Source organism: Oribacterium sp. NK2B42, from assembly GCF_000424445.1.
Classification (GTDB): domain Bacteria; phylum Bacillota; class Clostridia; order Lachnospirales; family Lachnospiraceae; genus Oribacterium.
The window spans coordinates 13,071-28,558 of record NZ_AUJX01000045.1; the positions used below are offsets into that span (position 1 = coordinate 13,071).

Annotated in this window: 12 protein-coding genes and 1 pseudogene; 10 read left to right on the forward strand and 3 right to left on the reverse strand. The window is 35.4% G+C overall.

Annotation, left to right across the window (positions count from 1 at the left end; genetic code table 11):
• Positions 1–76 precede the first annotated feature (76 nt).
• The 7 genes from mnmE to G625_RS0111515 all read left to right on the forward strand — a co-directional run bounded on the left by mnmE (position 77) and on the right by G625_RS0111515 (position 9,656).
• Positions 77–1,450, forward strand: a complete 1,374-nt coding sequence (gene mnmE, locus G625_RS0111485) for a tRNA uridine-5-carboxymethylaminomethyl(34) synthesis GTPase MnmE (RefSeq protein ID WP_029201230.1) — start codon at positions 77–79, stop codon at positions 1,448–1,450.
• Positions 1,451–1,462: 12 nt separating this feature from the next.
• Positions 1,463–3,364: a tRNA uridine-5-carboxymethylaminomethyl(34) synthesis enzyme MnmG gene (gene mnmG / locus G625_RS0111490; RefSeq protein ID WP_029201231.1), complete on the forward strand. Its 1,902-nt coding sequence runs from the start codon at positions 1,463–1,465 to the stop codon at positions 3,362–3,364.
• A gap of 216 nt (positions 3,365–3,580) precedes the next feature.
• The gene (gene rsmG, locus G625_RS0111495; RefSeq protein ID WP_029201232.1) at positions 3,581–4,327 is read left to right on the forward strand and encodes a 16S rRNA (guanine(527)-N(7))-methyltransferase RsmG; all 747 of its coding nucleotides are present in this window, start codon (positions 3,581–3,583) and stop codon (positions 4,325–4,327) included.
• 393 nt (positions 4,328–4,720) lie between these two features.
• Entirely contained in the window at positions 4,721–5,497 is a 777-nt protein-coding gene (locus G625_RS0111500) for a ParA family protein (protein WP_029201233.1), read from the forward strand.
• Complete coding sequence (locus G625_RS0111505) at positions 5,490–6,671, forward strand: ParB/RepB/Spo0J family partition protein (protein WP_029201234.1); 1,182 nt, start codon at positions 5,490–5,492, stop codon at positions 6,669–6,671. Before G625_RS0111500 ends, G625_RS0111505 begins: the two co-directional genes overlap by 8 nt.
• A gap of 16 nt (positions 6,672–6,687) precedes the next feature.
• The gene (locus G625_RS0111510) at positions 6,688–7,188 is read left to right on the forward strand and encodes a DUF4446 family protein (protein ID WP_029201235.1); all 501 of its coding nucleotides are present in this window, start codon (positions 6,688–6,690) and stop codon (positions 7,186–7,188) included.
• Positions 7,189–7,226: 38 nt separating this feature from the next.
• On the forward strand, positions 7,227–9,656 hold the full coding sequence (locus G625_RS0111515; RefSeq protein ID WP_156885106.1) for a hypothetical protein: 2,430 nt from the start codon (positions 7,227–7,229) through the stop codon (positions 9,654–9,656).
• Positions 9,657–9,702: 46 nt separating this feature from the next.
• On the opposite strand, the gene rsmA is transcribed toward G625_RS0111515, so the two are convergent.
• Both rsmA and G625_RS19640 read right to left on the reverse strand, forming a co-directional pair.
• Complete coding sequence (gene rsmA / locus G625_RS0111520) at positions 9,703–10,563, reverse strand: 16S rRNA (adenine(1518)-N(6)/adenine(1519)-N(6))-dimethyltransferase RsmA (protein WP_029201237.1); 861 nt, start codon at positions 10,561–10,563, stop codon at positions 9,703–9,705.
• A 1-nt stretch (position 10,564) separates the two neighbouring features.
• Positions 10,565–11,065, reverse strand: coding sequence for an HD domain-containing protein (locus tag G625_RS19640; protein ID WP_044932491.1), 501 nt, complete (start codon positions 11,063–11,065; stop codon positions 10,565–10,567).
• A gap of 366 nt (positions 11,066–11,431) precedes the next feature.
• Here G625_RS19640 and G625_RS19645 point away from each other — a divergent pair, with 366 nt between their 5' ends.
• Positions 11,432–13,000 carry a sulfatase-like hydrolase/transferase gene (locus G625_RS19645; RefSeq protein WP_044932494.1) on the forward strand — a complete coding sequence of 523 codons (1,569 nt, stop codon included), beginning with the start codon at positions 11,432–11,434 and terminating at the stop codon, positions 12,998–13,000.
• A gap of 189 nt (positions 13,001–13,189) precedes the next feature.
• Here the strand turns inward: G625_RS19645 and G625_RS0111540 are convergent, their stop codons facing one another.
• Positions 13,190–14,107, reverse strand: coding sequence for an HAD hydrolase family protein (locus G625_RS0111540; RefSeq protein WP_029201239.1), 918 nt, complete (start codon positions 14,105–14,107; stop codon positions 13,190–13,192).
• A gap of 35 nt (positions 14,108–14,142) precedes the next feature.
• On the opposite strand from G625_RS0111540, the pseudogene G625_RS0111545 reads away from it, so the two are divergent.
• Positions 14,143–14,532, forward strand: a pseudogene (locus G625_RS0111545) (family 1 glycosylhydrolase); the annotation flags it as partial.
• Between the two features lie 307 nt (positions 14,533–14,839).
• The coding region (locus G625_RS0111550; protein ID WP_029201241.1) for an AAA family ATPase at positions 14,840–15,488 on the forward strand (649 nt) is incomplete at its 3' end.

Genomic DNA, 15,488 nt, shown 5'->3' on the forward strand with positions numbered 1-15,488 from the left:
ATTAATCTACATTATAAAGTCAGAAATATAGTTCAGAAATACAGCCAATAATCTTTTGTTTATAAAGGAGAAACAGATGTTTAATGATACAATTTGTGCACTTGCAACAGCAGCGGTTGAATCAGGAATAGGAATCATACGTATAAGTGGTCCTGAAGCGGTACAAATTGCGTCTAAGTTTATTAGATCTAAAAGTGGAAAGGCAGTAGATATTTCGAAATCACATCAGGTTAAATATGGATTTGTTTATTCGGAAAATGATCCACTTGATGAAGTTCTTGTTATTACGATGCTGGGACCTAAATCTTATACAGGAGAAGATACTGTTGAAATAGATTATCATGGTGGTGTGTTAATGATGAAAAAAATCATTGATGTGGCTCTAAATAATGGATGTCGTTTGGCTGAACCGGGAGAGTTTACAAAAAGGGCATTTTTAAACGGCCGTATTGATCTTTCTGAAGCCGAAGCTGTAGGTGATCTTATTACTTCTGAAAATGAATTTGCCTTAAAAGCTTCGATCAATCAATTAAGAGGTTCCGTTTCTGATAATATCAAAAGGTACAGGGCACAGATACTTGAGGATCTGGCTTATATTGAAGCAGGACTTGATGATCCTGAACATATTGACATCAGTGGTTTTACCGGTACTTTATCGGAACATATCACTTCTATCAAAAATGACCTTTCTTATATGATCAGTTCTGCTGATGACGGAAAAATGCTGAAAGAGGGCATTAAAACTGTTATTCTGGGTAAACCTAATGCCGGTAAATCTTCATTGCTAAATTCACTGGTGGGTACTGACAGAGCTATTGTTACTGATGTGGCAGGAACCACACGTGATACTCTGGAAGAACATATAAATCTTAAGGGTGTCAGTTTAACGATCATTGATACTGCGGGAATCAGAGATACACAGGATACTGTTGAAAAAATCGGAGTTGAAAGAGCACTTGAAGCTGCCAATAATGCAGATTTAATTATCTATGTAGTAGATTCCTCAATAAGATTGGATGAATCTGATTATAAGATTATTGAAAAAATAAGAGATCGTAAATGCATTGTACTTTTAAATAAAACAGATTTAATACAAATACTCGATCAAAAGGAATTAGAGGAACTTACCGGAAAAAAAGTTATTCCTTTTAGTGCCAAAACCTCTGTAGGTATTGATAAACTGGAATCTGAAATCCACGAACTTTTTTTCAGTAATTCTATAAGTTTCAATGACCAGATAATAATAACAAATCTTAGACATAAGAATTGTCTGATTAATGCAGAAGGTTCTTTAAATGAGGTTTTAAATTCAATTAACCTTGGATTGCCTGAAGATTTTTTCACTATTGACCTTATGCATGCTTATGAAGAACTGGGATATATTTTAGGTGAGGAAGTTTCGGAAGATCTTATAAATGAAATCTTTTCTAAATTCTGTATGGGTAAGTAAGAGGGGGTTTTTATGGCTTTTGTTGAAGAATCATATGATGTAGTTGTTGTTGGTGCAGGACATGCCGGATGTGAAGCCGCTCTTGCCTGTGCAAGACTGGGGCTGGAAACTATAGTTTTTACGGTCAGCGTTGACAGTATAGCTCTGATGCCATGTAATCCAAATATAGGGGGTAGTTCTAAAGGTCATTTAGTCAGAGAACTTGATGCTTTGGGCGGAGAAATGGGTAAAAATATAGATAAAACCTTTATCCAATCTAAAATGCTCAATAAATCAAAGGGTCCTGCAGTACATAGTCTGAGAGCCCAGGCGGATAAACAGGCATATACCAGGGAGATGCGAAGAACTCTGGAGAATCAGGAGCATCTTACAATCAGGCAGGCAGAGGTATCTGAAGTGCTTACTATTGATTTAGGAGATGGTTTAAAAAAAGTAACGGGGGTAAAAACAACTTCCGGTGCTGTTTATAAGGGTAAATCTGTTATTCTTTGCACAGGCGTATATCTTAATTCCAGATGTTTAACAGGAGATTTAATAGAATACACCGGTCCAAATGGGTTAAGATCTGCCACACATCTGACTGATTCTCTTATAGATAACAACGTACGTATGTTCCGCTTTAAGACCGGAACACCTGCCAGAGTTGATAAAAGGACTTTAGATTTTTCAAAATTTGAGGTGCAGAAAGGTGATGTACCGATTATACCTTTTTCATTTTCTTCTGATTTTGATTCAATTCAGAAAGAGCAGGTTGATTGTTGGCTGGTTTATACCAATGAGAATACACATAATATAATAAGAAATAATATTGATAGATCACCTATGTACAATGGTTCAATTGAAGGCGTAGGTCCCAGATATTGTCCTTCTATTGAAGATAAAGTTATGAAATTTCCTGATAAGGACAGACATCAGATATTCATAGAACCTGAGGGTTTATATACCAATGAAATGTATTTAAGCGGAATGTCCAGTTCTATGCCTGAAGATGTTCAATACGATATGTATCATTCCATGGAAGGGTTTGAGAATGTTCATATTGTAAGGAATGCATATGCGATAGAGTATGATTGTATCGATTCTACACAGCTTAAATCTTCTCTCGAATTTATAAATATTGATGGCCTTTTTGCTGCAGGTCAGTTTAACGGGTCCTCCGGATATGAGGAAGCTGCTGTTCAGGGTCTGATGGCCGGTATTAATGCAGCTATGAAGCTTTTAGACAGACCAGCCGTTATACTTGACAGATCACAGGCATATGTTGGTGTTCTTATTGATGATTTGGTTACAAAGGAAAATTTTGAACCATATCGTATGATGACGAGTAGATCTGAATACAGATTATTATTAAGACAGGATAATGCGGATTTAAGATTAAGAAAAATTGGTCATGATATCGGTCTAATCTCTGATGAAGAGTATCAGAAGACTTTAAATAAAATTAATCTTATTAATGCTGAGATTGAAAGACTTAAAAATACATTTGTTAGTAACAGTGATTCTGTTAATGACTTTCTTATCAGAAATAATTCTAATGCTCTTAATTCCGGTGCTTCACTTGCGGATCTTATAAAAAGACCGGAACTTGATTATGAGTTAATTAAAGAAATTGATATTAACAGACCGTCATTACCTTATTTAGTCAGGGAAGAAGTTGGTATTGAAATTAAATATGAAGGTTACATAAAAAGACAGTTATCTCAGGTTGAGGGATTTAAACGTTTGGAGAGTAAGCGTATTCCAGATGGCATAGATTATAATGAGATTAAAAATCTAAGATTAGAAGCTCGTCAAAAGCTTTCAAGGATTAAACCTGAAAACATTGGAATGGCAAGTAGAATTAGTGGAGTCAGTCCAGCCGATATCAGTGTTCTTCTTATTTATATTGAATCATATAAGAATATTAAGTCTTAAATTATTATTCTATTATTATATCCTCCTGAATGTTTCACGTGAAACACTTTGGAGGATATACTCTTTTATAACTTGTTGTATAATATATGAAGAAAAATTACAAGAAATATGATATGAAGTAAATCAATAATTCAATGTAAATTATGGTTAAATTTAATCTAATATTTATATTAATTAATAGAAATGATTTTTGAATATTTAATTAAAGGAGGAAATATGACAGAATCTTTCGTTACAGATATTAAATCCAATACCAAAAAGCTTAGTATAGAACTGAGTAATCTTCAGATTGTACAGTTATATAAATTCTATGAGATGCTGGTTGAAAAAAATAAGATAATGAATCTTACTGCTATTACAGAAGAACATGATGTAGTTGTTAAGCACTTTATAGATTCTATGAGTATCTATGGTTTGAAGATTGGAGATGAAATTGTTGATTATAATTTCTTTGATAATAAATCAATGATTGATGTGGGTACAGGCGCAGGCTTTCCGGGACTTGTACTGAAAATTTTATTCCCTAATTTAAATATAGTACTATCAGATTCATTAAATAAAAGACTAAAATTTTTAGATGAAGTAATTACTGAACTTGAGTTAAAAGGTATAAATCTTGTACATGGGAGAGCTGAAGATCTTGCACACAATGATGTTTATAGGGAAAAATTTGATTTTTCAACTTCCAGGGCAGTAGCGAATTTATCAACCTTATCTGAATATGATTTGCCTTTTGTAAAGAAGAACGGATATTTTATATCTTATAAATCTGGGAAAATTGATGAGGAACTTAAGTCTGCAGGTAAAGCAATTAAACTTTTGGGAGGGGAAGTCTCAGGTGTCAATACTTTTAAATTAACTGATGATGTAACAGATAGATCAATTATAGTAATAAAGAAGGTCTCCAAAACTCCAAAGAATTATCCAAGAAAGGCCGGAATACCATCTAAAGATCCTTTATAGTAATAAACTCTGTAGTTAAAGCTACAGAGTTTATTTTTTACAAAATTCTTTTGACTGTATTTAGAATCTCGTCCTTCTGTTTAACGTAAAGTAATTAAATATTTCTGATATTAGAGTAATTGATAATATCCATATTTTAAATGTTATAACTAGACAAATAGAAATGATTTAACAAAAGATAATACAAATTGACACTAGATTGATGATGAAGTAAAATATCGTTACTATAATCATTCATCTTAAATTTACTTTTCTGATGTTTCACGTGAAACATTCTAAATAAAAAATCGATTAAAGGATTATTAATCAAATATAAAATTTCTAGTTTTTGGCTCATATTATAGAATCACATGAAGTATCATAAAAGAAATTAATAAATAGGTAGGGAGAGTTATGGGTAGAATAATAGCAATTACAAATCAGAAGGGCGGAGTAGGTAAGACTACAACCGCAATAAACTTGGCAGCATCACTTGCTGAGGCTAATCAAAAGATATTATTACTTGACTTTGATCCTCAGGGAAATGCCACCAGCGGATTCGGAATAGAAATAGATGATACAGAAAATACAATATATAATGTATTAACCGAAGAATGCTCAATGGATGAAGCAATACTGGTTGATGTAATAGATAATCTGGACCTGATACCATCAGACATGAACCTGGCTGCAGCAGATATAGAATTTGTATCACAGGAAGATAAAAACCTGATTCTTAAAAATCTGCTTACTCCATATAAAAATAAGTATGATTACATCATTATAGACTGTCCGCCAAGCTTAGGAACTATAACAGTAAATGCCTTAACTGCGGCAAATTCAGTAATTATACCTATTCAATGTGAGTACTATGCCCTGGAAGGTTTAAACCAGGTATTAAATACAATTAGCATTGTTCAGCAGGGACTAAATACAGATCTCGTTGTTGAAGGAATTGTGTTTACAATGTATGACGGTAGAAATAAGCTATCACAGCAGGTCGTTGAGACTGTACGTGAAAACTATAATGGAAATATATATGATACATTAATTCCGAGAAATGTACGATTAGCAGAAGCACCAAGTCATGGATTACCGATTACACTGTATGAATCATCCTCTACAGGAGCTGATAGTTACAGAAAACTCGCAGCGGAAGTAATGAGTAAGGGAGATGAGATATATGGCTAAACAGGAAAGAGGTCTCGGAAAAGGCCTGAATGCGATTTTTGGAAATACACAGATTAATACAGAAAAAAAACACAAAACCTATAAGACAGTTGCGGAAACTGTAGCAGAATCAGCAGCGGAAAAAAATGAAAATGATAAAACAGATACCGTAACACCGGAAATAAATGAAAAGACAAATACAGTAATTCAGGAATTAAATGAAAAGACAGATACTGTAACACCGGAATTAAATGAAAAGACAGATACCATAACTCAGAAATTAAGTGAAAATGATGATATCGTAGTAGAAGAAATAGATTTTTCTGAAGATAACGACAGCGATCATCAGAATGAAAACCCGGTAACCGGGAACAATGAGAATATCGGAGCATTCTCAATAAAACTTAGTAGGATACAGCCGGATAAGAATCAGCCTAGAAAGTATTTTGACGAAGAAAAGCTTCAGGAACTGGCAGATAACATAAAAGAATATGGTGTCATAGAGCCTATTGTAGTAAAGGAAAATGGCGCATTCTATGAGATAATCACAGGTGAAAGAAGATGGAGAGCGGCAAGAATGGCCGGTCTTAAAGAAATCCCTGTAGTAATTAAGAATGTTGATGATAGAACAAGCAGAGAAATGTCTATCATTGAAAATATTCAGAGAGAAGATCTGAATCCGGTTGAAGAAGCATTAGCATACCAGTCACTGATAGAAGATTTTAATCTTACGCAGGAAGAAGTTGCTAAAAAGGTATCAAAGAACAGATCTACCATAACTAACAGTTTGAGATTACTGAAGCTTGATGAAGACATTCTTGAAATGCTCAGAGATGGAAGGATAACTCAGGGACATGCACGTGCATTACTTGTAATAGAAGAGCGTGATCTCAGAAAGAAGATTGCAGATAAATGTGCACTTGAAAATCTTTCTGTAAGAGAGATAGAAAAACTTGTTAAATTAGATAAACTGGCTAAAGAAAATAAGAGTAAGAATGAATCTCCGGAAGCAGAGGAACTAAAGAGATTAAAGATATTATATAAAGACCTTGAAAAGAAGATGAAGGCAAAACTTGGAACAAAGGTTAATATCATTCCAAAGAATAAGGATAAGGGAAAACTGGAAATCGAGTATTATTCCCAGGATCAACTGGACAGACTTTATATGATTTTAAATTCTTCAAGTGATGACTGATTGATGGGAGAAAAAAATGTTTGATATAAATATAGTTCTCATCGCAATAGCAGCTGGAGGACTCCTGGTAGGTGTTTTAGCGTTGATTATTGCGGTAAGAGCCAATGTTAAGTACACAAGGCTGTATAAACAATATGATTACTTCATGAGAGGAAAGGATGCAGAAACATTAGAAGATTATTTTGTAGAATTACAGCGACATGTTGAAAGCCTGGAAATTGAAGACCAGAAGAATAAAGAAGTGATGCGTATTCTCAATAAAAACATAAGAGCGTCATTTCAGAAATTCGGCCTGATAAAATACAATGCATTTGGCGGTCTGGGCGGAAATATGTCATTTGCGGTTGCATTGCTGGATTATACAAATACAGGATTTGTGATTAACTCGGTACATTCAAGAGATGGTTGTTTTCTATATATAAAGGATGTAGATGCAGGTACAACTGAAGTGGAGTTAGGATCCGAGGAAAAGCTGGCGCTAGAACAGGCATTAGGATACAGAGAGAAACAACAGTGAAGAAACATTCTATCAATTTAATAAAAAGAACATTATTTATGAGCGGCATATTTATTGCTGCTCTTCTTGTTTATTTCTTTATTTCATTCAGATCTATGGAACATGCGACAGAAGTCTATAGTAGTCTTGATGAATCAAAGCTACCGGTTTTGTATGTAGAAACTAATGGATATATTATCAATCCGATGCATGCATATATTCAGGAAATGGGAAATAAGGCTGTAAGAGATATGATAACGATACTTCCTGAAGACAGGCAGCTTAAGCTTAATATTTGGGAATATGATCATACAGCAATTTCGGCAAAATACGAAATAAGGTCACTGAATCTGGAGCATTTAATAGAAAAAGGTGACATTAAAAGTATTGATAAAGATGGTAATAATACCAGTATCATCGTTCCTATACAGAATCTTATTAAAAAAGAACAGCAATATTTATTGAAGGTAATTCTGGACACCGGTGAGAAAACATTAAACTACTATACGAGAATTCTTTGGACGGATAAAGATCATACTAAAGAGATTGAAGATATAGCCATAGGATTTACACTTTGCACTTTTGATAAGAATGAAGCAAAGCATCTTTCAACATACCTGGAATCAAATAACATAGCTGACAATAATACACTGGCCCATATTAATTTGCATAATAGTTTTAACCAGATAACCTGGGGAGACACAGAAATGAAATTGGCGGGTCAGTATTATGTAACCATTAAAGAATATGATGGGTTAATGTCGGAAATCCAGATAAAATATGAATCCGAAATGGAAAATGAAGGGGAAAAATCAGTATTTGATAATGAAGATAATTATGTTCTGAGATATGACCCCGGCAGAATTTATATAATGAATTTTGACAGAAAAACGCATGAAGTATTTAACAGGAAAACTGATTCTGTCAAAAATAAGAGGCTTGTACTTGGTATAGGAAACCAGGAAGATATTTCGGTAGTAACTTCAGAGAATAAGGATTTTATAGCATTTAAATCCAATAAGGATTTATGGATTTATGAACAGGGAAAGAATCCTAAAGCTACTGAAATATTCAGCTTCAGGACAAATGACAGTCAGAGACAAAACTTAGACCTTCATGATATTAAAATATTATCTGTGGAAGAGAACGGAAATGTAAATTTTCTTTTATACGGATATATAAACAGAGGACAACATGAGGGCAAAACAGGAATTGTCTACTACACTTATGACTATGCAAAGGAAACGGTTATTGAAAACTTCATTATACCCTTGTCCGAGTCCTATGAGGTCATTGCAGATAATGTCAACCGTTTAGCATATCTCACAAAAGATAACAGACTGTATATGTATTACAAAGGCAATATCTTTGGTATAGATACAAACAGCTTTGAGGTATTAATGGTTGAGTCGGGATTGAATGAAATAGAATTTGCAAGTTCAGGAAGTAAGCGTTATGTAGCATATCAGGATCCTAAAGCAGAAGATCCTTACCATTCCAGGAAAATAACACATATTGATTTAGAGAAAAATACAAAGATCGATATATTAAAAAACACTTCATACATAAGAGTTTTAGGATTTAATCAGGATGATCTGATATACGGAGAGATTGATGAGGATAATGCTGACAGTTTAACCTATGACAGTGATATCCCGGTAAGTGCTATCCATATTACGGACGCAGAAACAAATGAGAAGACAGAGTATAAAAAAGAGGGACTCTACTTCACAAATATATCAGTAGACGAAAACAGAATAAAATTTGATGAAATCAGTAATACAGTAAACGGCAGCTATAAATACGTAAAAAGTGAAACTATCATCTCAAATAAGAATACCAATGAAGAATCAGAGGTATTGGCAACCGTGAACTCAGGAAAGTATGGTAAAGTAAAATACATAGAAATTAATGATATCGGAACCAAACAGGTAAAATATCAGACAGCCAAAAATTACTCAATAGAAAGAGCATCAAATATAGAACTGAATATATCAGAGGCTACAGAAAAAGCTCCGGTATTTTATGCATATTCCCTGGGACATTACAGAAGTAAGGAAAGAACTCTGAAAGATGCTTACGGTAAGGTGCGTGATGATTATGGATATGTAATAGATAAGGACGGAGAAATCATCTGGAATAGGGCAGATAAGAGCGCTATAGTAAAGATTAATAAGGCTAATGATAAAATATCAGGAATTTCCCAGCTGTTAGTTAACGCTAACGAAAAAGAGACGATACAGAAAGTGGATGAGTATACAATTCTGAATGCATCAGGTATGGATATGAATTCAGCTCTGTATTATCTGAATAAGGGTTACCCGCTTATTGTTTATGTCAATGATGAGAAAAATTATATTACAGCATATGATCAGCGAAATATAACCTTAACAGATAAAAACGGAAACTCTCAGACAGTGTTAGGAAGGGAAGATGCTGAAAAGCTTTTTGAATCAAACAGAAATCGTTTTATAGCAATATTACCCTGATAATGAAAACAACTATGGAATTGCAAAGCATTCCATAGTTGTTTTTTTATCTGTATGAAATTAAAAGATTTGATAGTTCCGCAAATTGCTCAAGTGTTAATGCTTCACCTCTTAGAGTCTCACTTAAGCCCATTTCATTTAACGCTCTTACAGTAAGATCTTTCGGTATATTTGATCCTGAAAGAAGGGAATTCTGTAAGGTTTTACGACGCTGTCCGAAAGCGGATTTGATAAGTGAAAACATAAAGGTCTCGTCCCTGGTTTCAACTGGTGGAATCGAATGTCTGGTAAGAAGGATTACAGCGGACCCAACATTAGGTCTTGGGATAAAACAGTTTGGTGGTACAAGCTGTACAATGGATGGAACTGAATAGTACTGAACGGCCAAAGATAAAGCACCGTAATCTTTAGTACCGGGACCTGACTGCATTCGATCTGCAACCTCCTTCTGTACCATTACTGTAATGGACCGTATAGGGACCTTACTTTCAAAAAGGCCCATAATGATGGGGGTTGTAATGTAATATGGCAGGTTTGCAACTACCTTTATGGGATTTCCGCTGTTATAGGTAGAGATGAGATCATTAAGATCAAGCTTTAACACATCAGAATGGATTATGGTGACATTGCTATAGTCTTTTAATGTCTCATTTAGTATTGGTATGAGATTTGAATCGATTTCAACAGCTATAACATGACCTGCAGCTTCAGCAAGAGCCTGGGTCATGGTTCCGATACCGGGACCGATTTCCAGAACGCAATCGTCTTTTGTGATGTCGGAACTGGTAATAATTTTAGAAAGAACGCTCTCATCAATAAGAAAGTTCTGACCGAATTTTTTTTGAAATTTAAAATCATTGCTTTGAATGATCTTAATTGTCTCCTGTGGATTAATTAATTTACTCATATTATCCTTTAAGTCTGTTAAATCTAATATTTCTGATACTTTCAGCGGCACTTACAAGGGATTCCTGTGTAGCGACTATTTTATCACTTAAGGTCAAAACATATCCTAGTCTGGATGTTGGTATAGAAGTAGCCAGAGGAAACATATGGCTCCAAATGGCTTTCTTTTCCACATGAGAAAGGATGAAGCCTTCATTTTCAGAATTGATAACAGCATCCTCCGGATGATAAAAACAATACCATCGACCATTATGGACATGTTTATCATCTTTATGATAGTCCACGAGACAGAAATCATGAAGAAGGCCAACTTTTGCAGCACTGTCAGGATCAACACCTACAAGCTTTGCAAGTCGACTTGAAAGAAAAGCAACTCTTACAGAATGATCAAAGGTATTGGTACACCCATGACGAGGAACCTGTCTAAGCTTGTCATATTTTTCATTATGGGTTATATAATCATGTTTCTCGGCAAAAGTATATTCTTTAAATGATAAGTTCATAATGTTTTCCTGTTTCATAAGAACCATACATGCAAAACATAAATTAAAAAGAACATACATTCTGCATTTGAGCGGTACTATATTTTTAAGTCAAAATATAGAGTAAGAAAAATATTAAATCAACAGTATTAATAAAAAATTTACACAAACAAGGATTATAGCACATACATTTAAGAAAAAAGAACAGGATGGTGGTGCGTTAATTAAAAAAAACGACTTTTAAACGAGATTATTTAGAAAAAATGTACATTGATGCAACTAATAAATAAATTTAAACTTAAACAATATATAAGTGAAAGGATTTTTAATAAACAGGGGAGGCAAATAAGATAGCACTTGAGAAAATAGTGTTGTCTGTATTTGGTTATGAAAAAATTTTATAAAAACCACAAAAGTCTAATAACAGATGTGGAAACTATTCTGGCGGTAATCCTGGTATTCCTGTCAATGCTTTTGATGTTCAGTGTGAAGTGGCTGATGGCTACGTGGTCGGAGCTTACGGTAGATGAGATCATATACCATATGGTAGCGCCGCTTCAGGGAACAAGTACTGCGATGCTTAATGAGTACATATTGCATTGCACAGTACCGGCTGCATTGGTTTCTCTTATTCTTATCGGAATATTCTTTGTTTTCAGAAAAAACAGAAAATACGGATACGCGTTAATCTTCGCATTTACGGGAGCCACATTTACAACAGGATTTACAGTATTGAATGCCTGGGATGATCTTAACCTCGGCAATTATTTGGCATCTCAATTTAAGAAGTCAGAGTTTATAGATGATAATTATGTTGATCCGAATACTGTTAAAATAGAATTTCCCGAGAAGAAAAGAAACCTCATATACATTTATCTCGAATCTACGGAAATAACCTTTTCCGACATTAAATCAGGAGGGGCATTCAGAGAAAACACAATTCCCGAATTGACTAAGATAGCTGTGGATAATGAGGATTTCTCAGGAAATGAAACTCTCAACGGAGGTTATTCCATGCCGGGATCAACCTGGACTATGGGAGCCATGTTTGCCCAGACTTCGGGACTTCCTTTAAAGATATCCATAGATAAAAATGCCATGGACACACAGAAAGCATTTTTCCCGGGTATAGTTACCCTTGGGGATATCCTGGATAAGGAAGGCTATAAACAGGAGCTGCTTTTGGGGTCAGTGGGTTACTTTGGAGGAAGAAAGCTATATTTTCAAAGCCATGGAAACTATGAGATAAAGGATTTCAGTTACTGGAAGAAGCAGCATAAATTCCCGGCTGATTACTGGGTTAACTGGGGATTTGAAGATAAGAAGCTGTACGAGTATGCAAAGGAAGAGTTGACGAAGCTCTCGAAAGCCGGAGATCCGTTTAATGTGACCTTACTTACAGTTGATACTCATTTCCCGGATGGATATGTCTGTGAAATATGCCCGGACGATTTTGATGACCAGTATTCAAATGTTTTTAACTGTGCATCAAAGCAGGTGGAAAGTTTTCTCAACTGGTGTAAAACACAGGACTGGTATAAAGATACAACCATAGTTATAACCGGTGACCATCCCACTATGGATCACGATTTCTGTAATGAGGTAGACAAGGAATACGTAAGGAAGGTATACACTGCATTTATAAACGCTCCAAAGGAACCGGAAACAAAAGCAAAGAGAGACTATACAACCTTTGATGATTTTCCAACTACTCTGGCTGCACTGGGTGTAAAAATAGAAGGGGACAGACTGGGGCTTGGAACGAATCTCTTCTCCGATAAGGAAACCTTGTCAGAAAAATATGGCAGGGAATATGAGAAGAAAGAGCTGGAAAAGAAGTCGGATATGATGATAAAGCTTGGACAGATAGATAAAGGCGCGGCCATAGAATCAAAGGAAGCGAAAGAGCTCAAAGAGAAAGAAAAGGCTGCAAAGGAAGCCGAGCCGGAGGCATGATATTAATCCGTTCAAGGAGTTTTTTCTTCCATATCTACAAAAAAAGAGTCCTTTTGAATAGTTTTCAAGCACCAGAACTATTCAAAAGGGCTCTTTCAGCTAAATCAGGCAGTGTGATTACTTTAAAGTTTGATCTATGGAAGACGGTTCTCGCCGGAGAGAACCGTCCCCGATGGGTTTTCAGATAAATCAAGCCGGATGATTACGGTTATAGTTTATGATGTAGTCAACCGCATCAGATAAGCCATCATCAAAAATAGAAGGACAGATGTAGTCGGCAACAGCTTTGCATTCTTCCTTGGCATTACCCATGGCAATCCCTATGTGACAATGCTCCAGCATTCCGATATCATTCAATCCGTCACCTACAGCGGCGGCTTCATTTAAAGAAAAATTATAGTGACGAAGGATCGAATCGATACCCGAAACCTTGGTGATTCCCTTTCTGGTCAGATCGAAACTAAGTCCGTCGGACCATCTTACTATTTCGCATTCCGTAAGATGCTCCTTCATTTTCATAGAATTATCATAATCCATTACAGGAATCAGCATAAAAACAGGCTTATCACCGGTACGTGAAAAATCCACAACCGGCGGAGTACCGCTTTTAATCTCATATAAGGTCTTCATAAGCTCATCAGAGATGAAATTGGCATAGATGGAACGCTCCTCCTCAACAAGGCAGGAAAAATGGTTTTTGCTGCAAAAATCAAGGACAATCTGAACCTGATCCTTTGGAATTTCTATCTTCTGAACACAGGTTCCGTTCAGTGGATCAAAATAGCAAAAGGGCTCACTTTGATCGGAAAGATCAAATACATATTCCTCTGTGTGATGTGAATGTTCATCCAGTGATATAGCCTTGTCAACGATAGCCTTATCAAGAACATAGCAATATTCTCCATCCAAAGTGACAAATGCATCAAAGCGCATTCCTTTAATGAGATTTTCATTCTTTAATTCCATCCAGTGACGTCCGGTGGCAATGGCAGTAATGATTCCTGCCGCATTGGCTCTTTCAATGGCAGCCAGGGTTGTTTCCGGTATGATGCCTGTTTCAAAAGGTCTCAGCGTGCCGTCGATATCAAAAAAAATAATCTTAATCATAATAAAAGTGCTCCGGTAATTTTGTTACTACATCATACCACAAAGAAGGTAAATGGATCAAAAAATATGGTGGCTGGAAAGATCGCAGAATGATCGATGCTTATATGAAATATTGTGCTGCGATTTTTACCCGCTATAAGAATCTTGTTAAGTACTGGATCACCTTTAATGAGATAAATATGCTTCTCCATATGTCCTTTATGGGAGCGGGAATCTTCTTTAAAGAGGGTGAAGACAGACAGACTATACTGTACAATGCCGCACACCATGAACTTTTGGCAAGTGCCAAAGCGGTTAAGCTCGCACATGAGATGATTCCGGGGGGTAAAATCGGATGCATGCTTGCGACCGAGGTAAATGATGACGATAAGATAACTTTCATGACAAGCGGAAATGTAAAGAGCGGTCAGAAGGTTAATGCATAATTAAAACTACCCTGTTGCAAACCAGAGCTTTTTAACCATAAGAGGGTAAAAATCATACAGAAAAAATTGAAATAAAACAATGAAGAGGGCAAATTCCAAATCAAATGGAATTTGCCCTCTTTTGTTTATATGGCAAAATTTAACAGTAAAAATTTTTTTCGTAATAAAAATATATAAAAACAGACTAAAACGTCATTTTTTAAATATAGATTGAAAAAATTTATCAGATTATAATATTTATAAACAGTAAATTAATTTTTACCCCATTAAGAAGCTGCTCGATCAAGGGAGGGTGAGGTGTACAGCTATGAAGTTATACAAGAGACAGAATTATCTGCAAAAAATCAGGGGATTTTATCAGGACAAAAAAAAGATAAAAATTCTTACCGGTATAAGGGGTAGCGGCAAATCCTGTATCATGGATATGATCATGAATGAACTCCGTTGGAGGGGAAATTCAACTGCAAACCTCATTCATATCGATTTGGATGCAAAAGAGTTTAAAAATGTGAAAAATGCAGAAAAACTCCGCGGGGTCATCAATGAAAGGCTGGTTAAGTCAAGGGAGGGCATAATCTATCTTTTCATAGATGAGATTCAGATGGTGGAGGGATTCGAAGAGCTGCTCTTTTCTCTTTATCAGGAAGACAGATGTTCCATATTTCTTTCTGCTTCGAGCTCGTATATCCTGAGCGAGGATTTTGAGTCAAGGTTCAGGGACAGCTACAAGGTATTTGAAATACTACCCTTGTCCTACTCTGAGTATGAAGGAATGAAGGATTTTATGAATCTGAGTATAGAAGAGAACCCTATCCTGGAGTTCTCACGCTATGTTCATGACGGAGGTATGCCAAAAGTTCTTCAGTGTGCCGATTTACAGGAAAAAAGAAAATATCTTACCGGAATTCTTGAAGAAATATTCAAAAAGGACATAGCTAAGATGGAGAAAATCCGTC